The 9,374-nt window shown below is 71.5% G+C and carries 10 protein-coding genes; 7 read left to right on the top strand and 3 right to left on the bottom strand.

The window, feature by feature from the left end:
• Window positions 1–40: 40 nt before the first annotated feature.
• Window positions 41–976, top strand: a complete 936-nt coding sequence (nudC, locus tag ACFV2X_RS26085; protein WP_385620617.1) for an NAD(+) diphosphatase — start codon at window positions 41–43, stop codon at window positions 974–976.
• 40 nt (window positions 977–1,016) lie between these two features.
• Here nudC and ACFV2X_RS26090 read toward each other — a convergent pair whose 3' ends face one another.
• Complete coding sequence (locus ACFV2X_RS26090; protein ID WP_385620619.1) at window positions 1,017–1,259, bottom strand: mycoredoxin; 243 nt, start codon at window positions 1,257–1,259, stop codon at window positions 1,017–1,019.
• 185 nt (window positions 1,260–1,444) lie between these two features.
• On the opposite strand from ACFV2X_RS26090, the gene ACFV2X_RS26095 reads away from it, so the two are divergent.
• The 4 genes from ACFV2X_RS26095 to ACFV2X_RS26110 all read left to right on the top strand — a co-directional run bounded on the left by ACFV2X_RS26095 (window position 1,445) and on the right by ACFV2X_RS26110 (window position 4,934).
• The gene (locus tag ACFV2X_RS26095; RefSeq protein WP_385620622.1) at window positions 1,445–3,736 is read left to right on the top strand and encodes an ATP-dependent DNA helicase UvrD2; all 2,292 of its coding nucleotides are present in this window, start codon (window positions 1,445–1,447) and stop codon (window positions 3,734–3,736) included.
• 141 nt (window positions 3,737–3,877) lie between these two features.
• On the top strand, window positions 3,878–4,147 hold the full coding sequence (locus ACFV2X_RS26100) for a hypothetical protein (RefSeq protein WP_385620625.1): 270 nt from the start codon (window positions 3,878–3,880) through the stop codon (window positions 4,145–4,147).
• 116 nt (window positions 4,148–4,263) lie between these two features.
• Complete coding sequence (locus ACFV2X_RS26105; protein WP_043486847.1) at window positions 4,264–4,626, top strand: WhiB family transcriptional regulator; 363 nt, start codon at window positions 4,264–4,266, stop codon at window positions 4,624–4,626.
• Window positions 4,623–4,934: a hypothetical protein gene (locus tag ACFV2X_RS26110; RefSeq protein ID WP_385620627.1), complete on the top strand. Its 312-nt coding sequence runs from the start codon at window positions 4,623–4,625 to the stop codon at window positions 4,932–4,934. The genes ACFV2X_RS26105 and ACFV2X_RS26110 overlap by 4 nt, the downstream gene beginning before the upstream one ends.
• A gap of 122 nt (window positions 4,935–5,056) precedes the next feature.
• Here ACFV2X_RS26110 and ACFV2X_RS26115 read toward each other — a convergent pair whose 3' ends face one another.
• Together ACFV2X_RS26115 and ACFV2X_RS26120 are read right to left on the bottom strand one after the other, a co-directional pair.
• Window positions 5,057–6,544, bottom strand: a complete 1,488-nt coding sequence (locus ACFV2X_RS26115) for an ABC1 kinase family protein (protein WP_385620629.1) — start codon at window positions 6,542–6,544, stop codon at window positions 5,057–5,059.
• A 76-nt stretch (window positions 6,545–6,620) separates the two neighbouring features.
• Window positions 6,621–7,799 (bottom strand): ThiF family adenylyltransferase, encoded by a 1,179-nt coding sequence (locus ACFV2X_RS26120; protein WP_385620632.1) that lies wholly within the window; start codon window positions 7,797–7,799, stop codon window positions 6,621–6,623.
• A 179-nt stretch (window positions 7,800–7,978) separates the two neighbouring features.
• Between ACFV2X_RS26120 and ACFV2X_RS26125 the strand changes: the two genes are divergently transcribed.
• Both ACFV2X_RS26125 and ACFV2X_RS26130 read left to right on the top strand, forming a co-directional pair.
• On the top strand, window positions 7,979–8,602 hold the full coding sequence (locus ACFV2X_RS26125) for a M48 family metallopeptidase (RefSeq protein ID WP_089504944.1): 624 nt from the start codon (window positions 7,979–7,981) through the stop codon (window positions 8,600–8,602).
• Window positions 8,603–8,709: 107 nt separating this feature from the next.
• The coding region (locus ACFV2X_RS26130) for a TerD family protein (RefSeq protein WP_385620635.1) at window positions 8,710–9,374 on the top strand (665 nt) is incomplete at its 3' end.

A 9,374-nucleotide genomic window follows, 5' to 3' on the forward strand; every position in this document is an offset into this window, starting at 1 on the left:
ATGTAAAGCACCCGTTTCTCAGGGGGAGTTGGAAGCAGCCGTGACCACCTGGACCGATCGCACCGCCGCCCAACCGATCACGCTCAGCGGCGCGAGCGGTATCGACCGTGCCGCCCACCACCGCCTGGACGAGGCGTGGCTGGCCGCGGCGTGGAGCCACCCGACGACGCGGGTCTTCGTGGTCTCCGGCGGTCAGGCGCTGGTCGACGACGCGCCGGACGGGCGCACCGAACTCGTGATGACCCCGTCCTTCGAGGCGCCGCCCACCGAGACCCACCGCTACTTCCTGGGCACCGACGAGGACGGGGTGCGCTACTTCGCGCTGCAGAAGGACGCGCTGCCGGGCCGGATGGACCAGTCGGCGCGCCCCGCTGGGCTGCGGGAGGCGGGCGCCCTGCTGTCGCCGCGGGACGCCGGGCTGCTGGTGCACGCGGTGGCGCTGGAGAACTGGCAGCGGCTGCACCGCTTCTGCTCGCGCTGCGGAGAGCGCACGGTGATCGCGGCAGCGGGACACATCCGCCGCTGCCCGGCCTGCGGGGCCGAGCACTACCCGCGGACCGACCCGGCCGTGATCATGCTGGTGACCGACGATCAGGACCGGGCGCTGCTGGGCCGCCAGATGCACTGGCCCGAGGGGCGCTTCTCGACGCTCGCGGGCTTTGTCGAGCCGGGCGAGTCGATCGAGCAGGCCGTGGTCCGCGAGGTGGCGGAGGAGGCGGGAGTCACGGTCGGCCAGGTCGAGTATGTGGCCAGCCAGCCGTGGCCGTTCCCCTCCAGCCTGATGCTGGGCTTCATGGCGCGCGCGACCTCCTCCCGGATCCAGGTGGACGGGGAGGAGATCCACGAGGCGCGCTGGTTCTCGCGGGACGAGCTGCGGGCCGCGTTCAAGTCCGGCGAGGTGCTTCCGCCCTCGGGGATCTCGATCGCGGCCCGTCTGATCGAACTCTGGTACGGGGAGCCCCTGCCCCGGGCCTGAGCCCGGGTGCGGCTGGTGGGGCTGGTCCCTGGCGGGGGGCTCAGCCCCCGATCTTCGCCTTGACCTGGGCGAGGGAGGGGTTGGTGAGGGTCGAACCGTCGGGGAAGAGGACGGTCGGCACGGTCTGGTTGCCGCCGTTCGCCTTCTCGACGAAGGCTGCCGACTCCGGGTCCTGCTCGATGTTGACCTCGGTGTACGCGATTCCCTCGCGGTCCATCTGGCCCTTCAGCCGGCGGCAGTAGCCGCACCAGGTGGTGCTGTACATCGTCACAGTGCCGGACATCGGTCTTATCTCTCCTCGAGGTTCGGCCTCTCCGTGAGGCTCGGCGTGTTGGCAGTGGTGGAACGTCCGGGGTCCTCGCCGCATTCCCGCGACCCCATTGATCCGACAAGCGGATGAGACGACCAAAAGGGCACGGCTGTGGACAACCGTCCCGGCGGTCTCAGCGGACCTGGCAGCATGGCGGGGTGACAGCAGCAACGCCCTCCCCTCTCTTCCCGCGGGTCTCCACGCCGGCCGAGTACGCGGCGGTTCCGCGCGACGCCGACGCGGTGCTCGAAGGGCTCGACCCGGAGCAGCGCGAGGTGGCCACGACCCTGCACGGCCCGGTGTGTGTGCTGGCCGGGGCCGGGACGGGCAAGACCCGTGCCATCACCCACCGGATCGCCTATGGGGTGCGGGCGGGCGTCTTCCAGCCCGCGAGTGTGCTCGCCGTCACTTTCACCAACCGCGCGGCGGGGGAGATGCGCGGGCGGCTGCGGCAGCTGGGTGCGGGCGGGGTGCAGGCGCGCACCTTCCACTCGGCCGCGCTGCGCCAGCTGCAGTATTTCTGGCCCAAGGCGGTGGGCGGCGAGGTGCCGCGGCTGCTCGAGCGCAAGGTGCAGCTGGTCGCGGAGGCCGCGGCGCGCTGCCGGGTCCGGCTGGACCGCAATGAGCTGCGGGACGTGACGGGGGAGATCGAGTGGTCGAAGGTCACCCAGACCGTGCCCGAGGACTATCCGGCCGCGGCCGCCAAGTCCGGTCGGGAGGCCCCGCGTGACGCCGCCGAGATCGCCCGGATCTACGCCATGTACGAGCAGCTCAAGCGCGAGCGCGGGGTGATCGACTTCGAGGATGTGCTGCTGCTGACGGTCGGGGTGCTCCAGGAGCGGCATGACATCGCCGACCAGGTGCGCCGCCAGTACCAGCACTTCGTGGTCGATGAGTACCAGGACGTCAGCCCGCTGCAGCAGCGGCTGCTCGAGCTGTGGCTCGGCGACCGGGAGAGCCTGTGCGTGGTCGGCGACGCCAGCCAGACCATTTACTCCTTCACCGGCGCCACCCCCGACCATCTGCTGAACTTCCGCACCCGGCACCCGGGTGCGACGGTCGTCAAGCTGGTCCGCGACTACCGCTCCACCCCTCAGGTCGTCCACTTGGCCAACGGGGTGCTGGCGCAGGCCCGGGGCCGGGCGGCCGATCACCGCCTGGAGCTGGTCTCACAGCGTGAGCCGGGGCCCGACCCGGTTTATACGGCCTACACGGACGAGCCGGCCGAGGCCGAGGGGGTGGCCCGCCGGATCCGTGAGCTGATCACCCCCGTGGAGCAGGGCGGCGGTGGGGTCCCGGCGAGCGAGGTCGCGATCCTCTACCGGGTCAACGCGCAGTCGGAGGTCTATGAGCAGGCGCTGGCCGACGCCCAGGTGCCCTACCAGCTGCGCGGCGCCGAGCGGTTCTTCGAGCGCCCCGAGGTGCGCGAGGCGGGGCTGCTGCTGCGTGGCGCGGCCCGCGCGGGAAGCGCCGACCCCGCGCTGACGGACGCGGATATCCCCTCCCAGGTGCGGGCCGTGCTGGGCACCCGCGGCTGGACGCCGGAGCCCCCGGCCGGGTCGGGCGCGGTCCGCGACCGCTGGGAGTCCCTGGCGGCGCTGGTGCGGCTCGCCGAGCAGTTCTGCGCCAGCCAGTTGGCGGCGGGCCGGCAGGTCACCCTGGCCGATCTGGTGGCGGAGCTCGACGAGCGGGCGGTGGCCCAGCACGCCCCGACCGTCGAGGGTGTGACGCTTGCCTCACTGCACGCCGCCAAGGGCCTGGAGTGGGACGCGGTCTTTCTGGTCGGGCTCACCGAGGGCATGGTGCCCATCACCTATGCCAAGACCGATCCGCAGGTGGAGGAGGAGCGTCGGCTGCTCTATGTGGGGGTCACCCGTGCCCGCCGCCATCTGGCCCTCTCCTGGGCCCTCTCGCGCTCTCCCGGAGGCCGTGCGAACCGCCGCCCCAGCCGTTTTCTGAACGGGCTGCGTCCCGGCTCAGCGGCCCCCGCCCCCCGCACGCCGGGCGGGGCCGGCGGCATCGAGCGCGGCAGTGGCGGAGCGATCGCCCCGGTCCGCAAGCGGCGCGGACCGGTGCACTGCCGGGTGTGCGGCAGGACGCTGACGGACGCGGGCGAGATGAAGCTGAGGCGCTGTGAGGACTGCCCCTCGGAGCTGGACGAGGCGCTGTACGAGCGGCTGCGGGACTGGCGGGCCGAGCAGGCCGGGCAGCTGGGCCAGCCCGCCTACTGCGTCTTCACCGACAAGACACTGCTGGCGATTGCCGAGGCCGTACCGGGAACCGAAGGGGAGCTGTCAGGCATCCCTGGAGTGGGGAGGCGGAAGCTCGACAAGTTCGGCGCCGACGTCCTCGCGCTCTGCTCCGGGCGGGAACTCACCCGGGCGGAGGGGATCGACGGGACCAGTGGAAGCGGTTCCGAAGAACCCGCGCGAAACTCGACGGAAAAATAGTTTGCGCGCGCGGAGCGCATACCCATAGCCTTCCGAGCACGGAGACAAGGGCCCTTCCGGGATCCGAGGAATCCGTGTTGTACTGAACAAGCCGGACCGGTTTCGAGTCGGTCCCTGAGACGCCGAGAGGAGGCGAGCCCAATGATCAGCTTCATGAACACCATCAAAATGACCGATCGTTCGGTCGTCGCCACCTGCCTGCTCGGCTTCGAGCTGCCTGGCACCGGTGTGTCCGCCGGCGCCAGTGAGGCACGTCTCAGCGAGCGACCGATCCAGGCACCTGCGGTAGCAGCAACGGCACGGGCAATTGCCTATGCCTTTGCGGCCAATGGTGCCGGATCCCGGAAGACGCAGCAGCACCACCAGAAGTGGGCCCTCCGCGGGCTTGGACCCTGGAGTTATCCAGCCTGATCCACGATCAGGTCGGCACCTTCCAGGGCCGCGGAACCCACACCGGGATCCGCGGCCCTTTTGATTTGCCAGCGTCCGGCCACCAGCCGGACCGAAAAGACGAGGAACTGACGACCGTGCAACTCAAGGCACACACGCCGTCCGTAGCTACCGACCTGATCCCCCCGCCTGACCCTTCGGAGGACTCCTTGACGCCGCTCACCGCCCTCACCGAGTTGGATGAGGCCATCGAGAACCTCGGTGTAGCCGTTCCGTGCCGCTCCTACGACCCGGAGGTCTTCTTCGCCGAGTCGCCGGCCGACGTCGAGTACGCCAAGTCGCTCTGCCAGACCTGTCCGCTGCGGGAGGCCTGCCTCGCCGGGGCCAAGGACCGCCGTGAGCCCTGGGGCGTGTGGGGTGGCGAGCTCTTCGTCCAGGGGGTCGTCGTCGCCCGGAAGCGGCCGCGTGGTCGCCCGCGCAAGAACCCGGTCATGGCATGAACGCCACCGGAACGATCGATCGCCCCGCGACGCACGACCCGATGAAACAGGTCCCGACGATGACCCCGTCCGTCTCCGACACCCCAGCCCGTAACACCTCGGGTGCGACCGAGTCGCGCCAGAACAGGACCCGTGAAATGCAACTCATCCCAGAAGCCCTGGCCCGTGCGCATATGCGTGAACGACTGCACGAGGCCGAGTCTCAACGCAGCGCCGTCAGGCTGGCCGCCGCCCGGCGGATGCAGCGCCGCGCGGAGCGCGCCTCGCTCCGCGCTCGCCGCGCTCTGGCCATGGCGGTCATGCAGTAATAAGCGGCAACAGCAAGCGGCTGCCGGGGGACAGCCGCGATAGCGGGGGGATGCCGCGATAACAGGGGGGACGCCAGGGGCCGGTCCGATCGGACCGGCCCCTTCGGCTGCCCGCTCACACGTCAGGCAGAAGCCTCGGCCGTCTTCTCAGGCGCCTTTTTGACGACTTCCACGGTTTCCGTGACCTCGGCGGCCGCTCCGTCCGGCTCTTCGGTCCCGTCGGCTTCAGCTTCAGCGTCTGCTTCCGCCGCCTCTTCCGCCTCGTCCTCGTATCGCTCTGCGAAGCCGGGCACCCAGTCCTCGAGCTCATTGCGCAGCCGCACCTCCGCGCCCAGCTGGCACAGCACCCCTATCGTGCTCAGGCAGACCCGGTGTATCAGCAGATAGGAGGGCGGCAGATTGAGCTGGTTGCCCAGCTCGTAGACCGGCGAGCGGCGATCCGCCACCCGGGCCGCCTGGCGGCGCAGCCACTGCCGGTCGAAGGTGAACTCGTCCACCTGGGCCGGCTCCAGCATCGGCAGCAGGAAGTCCAGCAGCGCGTCCGGGTCGAGCTCGATGGTCGGCTTGACGAACCCCTCGCCTCGCAACAGCTCGTATACCCCCTGGGCGTCACCCTCCAGCGCCATCCGCAGCGCGATGCCTATCGGCTCGGGAAGCCCCTCGGGCAGCCGGTCCATCGAACCGAAGTCCAAGACCCCCAGCTTCCACTTCTCCGCCGGTCCCTCCGGGGCGTCACCGGTCAGCAGCCGGAAGTTGCCCGGGTGCGGGTCGGCGTGGAGCAGCCCGGTGCGGAAGGCGCCCGAGAACAGAAAGCGCGCGAGCAGCTGTCCGGCCCGGTCCCGCTGCTCGGGGGTGCCGTCGGCTATCACCTCGGAGAGCGGTATCCCCTCCATCCACTCGGTGATCAGCACCTGATCGCCGTGGTGCACCACCTGCGGGACCAGCACATCCGGATCGTCGGCGTACTCCTCCGCATGGATGCGCTGGGCCTCGGCCTCCAGTTCGTAGTCCAGTTCCTCCGACACCCGGTCGCGCAGCTCGGCGATGAGCGGCTTGATGTCCAGGCCCGGCACCAGCGGCCCCAATACTCGGGCAAATCGACTCAATTGGTTCAGATCTGAGAGCAGTGCCTCGCCTGCCCCGGGATACTGCACCTTGACCGCGACCGCGCGCCCGTCGTGCCACACCGCCCGGTGCACCTGCCCGATCGAGGCCGCCGCCGCGGGCTTGTCGTCGAACTCGGCGAACAGCTCGCGCCACTCGGGCCCCAGCCGCTGCTCCAGCGCCGTGTGGACCGTGCGGGTCGGCATGGGCGGCGCCGCCTCCTGGAGCTTGGTCAGCGCTGCCCGGTAAGGCCGGGCGATCTCCTCCGGCAGCGCCGACTCGAAGACCGACATCGCCTGGCCGAGCTTCATCGCCCCGCCCTTGAGCTCCCCGAGCACCTTGAACATCTGCTCGGCCGTGCGCTGCTGCACCTCGCGCGCGACGATCTCCGCAGGTCGTCCCCCTATCCGCTTTCCGAGCCCCCACGTGGCGCGCCCGGCGAATCCCAAGGGCAGCGCCGCCAGTTTGGCGGTACGGGTGATCGCCTTGCGCGGCAGATCTGACATGCGCCCCTCCAACTACAGCTGAGCCATTCCCGGGGGTGACCCCCCGGACCCCCGTCGCCCACTTGGCGGACGTCGGTCACCCGGACATTGTCGCGTGCGGCGGTTCGACAACCGAGGCATATACCGCATCAGTCCGTCCGGCCGCACCACAGCCGCACTCCGCATGCGGCTCGATCCGCCGGGTGTCCCAGGTGAGAGTCGGCAGCGCCGCCTCCAGCCGGGCTCCGGCACTGGTCGGCAGCCGCCCGTCCAAAAACCCCAGCGCATGCACGGCAGTGACCCCCGCGACCACTGTGGCCAACGCGGTGTCGCAGGCCCAGGTGGGCCGGCGGCGGCCGGACCGCCACTGCGCGAGCATCCTCGGCCAGACCGGCTCCCGCTCGGTGCGCCCCATGGCGGCGCACCCGGCGCACGGGGTGATCCCCGGCAATACGAGCGGCCCCACCACCCCCGTCGCCTCCAGGACTCCCGCATACAGATGAGGCGTACCCGACGCCAACAGCGCCTCGGCCTCCGCCGGATCCGGTGCGTATGCCGCGAGCCCGTCGCGCGGGGCGATCACCACAAGGGTCAGCCCCGGCTCACCGGAGGCCGCCGCCCCCGGCGCCGACCCCGCCGCCGATCGGCGCGGTCGCGGACCCGGCGCCGCCTGCCGCACCAGGCCCCGCGCGGCCGCGTCCCGCCGCTCCCCGATCCGCTCGGCCGGCAGCCCACCGGGCGTCACATCCCAAGGCTCGACACAGCCGCCGTCCACCACATCGACCTGTCCGACCCCTGAGGCCGACAACAGCGCCGCCACGGCCGCCCCGACCCGGCCCGCGCCCCTCACCTGCACCCGCATCGCGCCCCGCGCCGCCAACAGCCGCGCCGCGGCCCCCGGCGCGGGACACAGCACCGACAGCGCCGCCAGATCGGGCCGCAGCCGGTCGAGCGCGGCACCGCGGCGCCAAGCCGAGGCCGCCCACTCGCCGCCCTCCACCGGATCGTCGAGCAGACCGGCCGCCGTCAGCCGCTCCACCAGCGCGTCGGCCCGCCCCTCCGGCAGCCCCAAGGCCCTGGCCTCCTGCCGGAGCAGCGGCAGCCCGCGCGTCCCGTCCAGCAGCTCCAGAAAGCTGCCCGTCGCCGTGTCCACCGGCCCCAGCACCACCGCATGGGCCCGGGCCACCCCGAACTGCACGGTGTCCCGGCTCCGCCAGCCGCGCCGCAGCGCGGGCTTGAGCATCGGATGTGCCGTACTTGCCGCCGCCTCCGTCATCGCATCCCCCTCGTCGTCGCCGAACTGCCCCCAGCATGCGCGGCCCCGCCACACCGCCGCCGAAAGTTATCCACAGCCCCTGGCGATAGTCGTACAAGCGGTGAACACCGTGGAGTGGTTCGCCCCGCAACCCGGTGCGCGGCGGGACTTCCCCGGCTGCCAGCGGGTAACGTCAAGGGGTGTCCGCCGACCGTTCCCCCCGCTTCGCCGGGGAGACCCCATCGCACAGCGCCGCCAGAACCTCGCGCGGCGCCCAGGGCCCACAGAGCCGGGGCCCGGGCGCGGCCGATGTCGAGGTCCGCCGGAGCACACGGCGGCGCAGAACGGTCTCGGCCTACCGCGAGGGGGACCGCACCGTCGTCCTGATCCCCGCCCGTATGTCCGAGGCGGAGGAGCAGCGCTGGGTGGGGGTCATGCTCGACAAGCTCGCCGCGCAGGAGAGCAAGCGGATGCTCGGCGACGCGGAGCTCGCGGATCGCGCCGAGTGGCTGGCCGAGCAGTATCTGGGCGGGCGGGCGCGCCCCGCCAGCGTCCGCTGGGTCACCAACCAGAACACCCGCTGGGGGTCGTGCACCCCGTCCGAGGGCAGCATCCGCCTCTCGCACCGCCTCCAGGGCATGCCGGAGTACGTGGTGGACTATGTCCTGGTCCACGAACTCGCCCATCTGCTGGTGCCCGGCCACGGCGAGCGCTTCTGGCGGCTGTTGGAGTCGTATCCGCGGACCGAGCGGGCGCGCGGGTACCTGGAAGGCGTGGTGGCCGCGGGAAGGCTGCCGCACCTCCCCTCGGCCCCGCCGGAGTAGTCACTGGAACCACACCTCGCTCCCCGGCGTCGCTCCTTCTCAGCGGCAGCGGTTAGCCTGGCGCGCAATGCAAACTCCGCTATCGGGATGGGGGACGGTCGTTACGTATGGCCAGGGAATTCCAACGCGGCCACAAGGCCAAGCTCAGTGATCTGACAGCGGGGAGGGACCTGTACGTCGGCGTGCAGATCGCCGGGCCCGGTCTGACCTTCGACATCAGCTGCTTCGGCCTCGACGCGGACGAGCGGCTCTCGGACGACCGCTACTTCATCTTCTTCAACCAGCCCAAGTCCCCCGAGGAAGCGATTCAGCAGCTCGGGCCGCAGGCCGGGGACGCCGAGTCGTTCCGTGTCACCCTCGACAGCATCCCGTCGCATATCCACAAGCTCGCCTTCACCGCCACCATCGACGGCGCGGGCCAGATGTCCCAGGTCGGCCCCGGCTACATCCGGGTCGTCGCGGGCGGCGAGGAGGTGGTCCGGTACTCCTTCACCGGGGCGGAGTTCAGCACCGAGCGCGCCGTGATGCTGGGCGACTTCTACCTCAAGGACGTATGGCGGTTCGCCGCGGTCGGCCAGGGCTTCGACGGCGGCCTCGACGCGCTGCTGAAGAACTTCGGCGGCGAGGTCGCGGAGGAGGAGCCCGCCCCAGCCCCGGCCCAGGGCGCGGCCCCCGGGTTCGCGCCGCCCGGCCAGGCCGCCCCCGCCCCGGGCTTCGCGCCCCCGGCGGGCGCTGCCCCCGCCGCGCCGCAGCCCGCCCCGGACTTCGGCCC

Origin of the sequence: Streptomyces sp. NPDC059679 (assembly GCF_042734105.1) — a bacterium.
GTDB lineage: Bacteria > Actinomycetota > Actinomycetes > Streptomycetales > Streptomycetaceae > Streptomyces.

What these genes read in the sequence shown, in the direction of transcription:
- ACFV2X_RS26090 (WP_385620619.1), bottom strand. Translation starts at nt 1,259, where the DNA reads ATGTCCGGCACTGTGACGATGTACAGCACCACCTGGTGCGGCTACTGC.
- ACFV2X_RS26100 (WP_385620625.1), top strand. Translation starts at nt 3,878, where the DNA reads ATGATCAGCTTCATGAACACCATCAAAATGACCGATCGTTCGGTCGTC.
- ACFV2X_RS26110 (WP_385620627.1), top strand. Translation starts at nt 4,623, where the DNA reads ATGAACGCCACCGGAACGATCGATCGCCCCGCGACGCACGACCCGATG.
- ACFV2X_RS26115 (WP_385620629.1), bottom strand. Translation starts at nt 6,544, where the DNA reads ATGTCAGATCTGCCGCGCAAGGCGATCACCCGTACCGCCAAACTGGCG.
- ACFV2X_RS26120 (WP_385620632.1), bottom strand. Translation starts at nt 7,799, where the DNA reads ATGACGGAGGCGGCGGCAAGTACGGCACATCCGATGCTCAAGCCCGCG.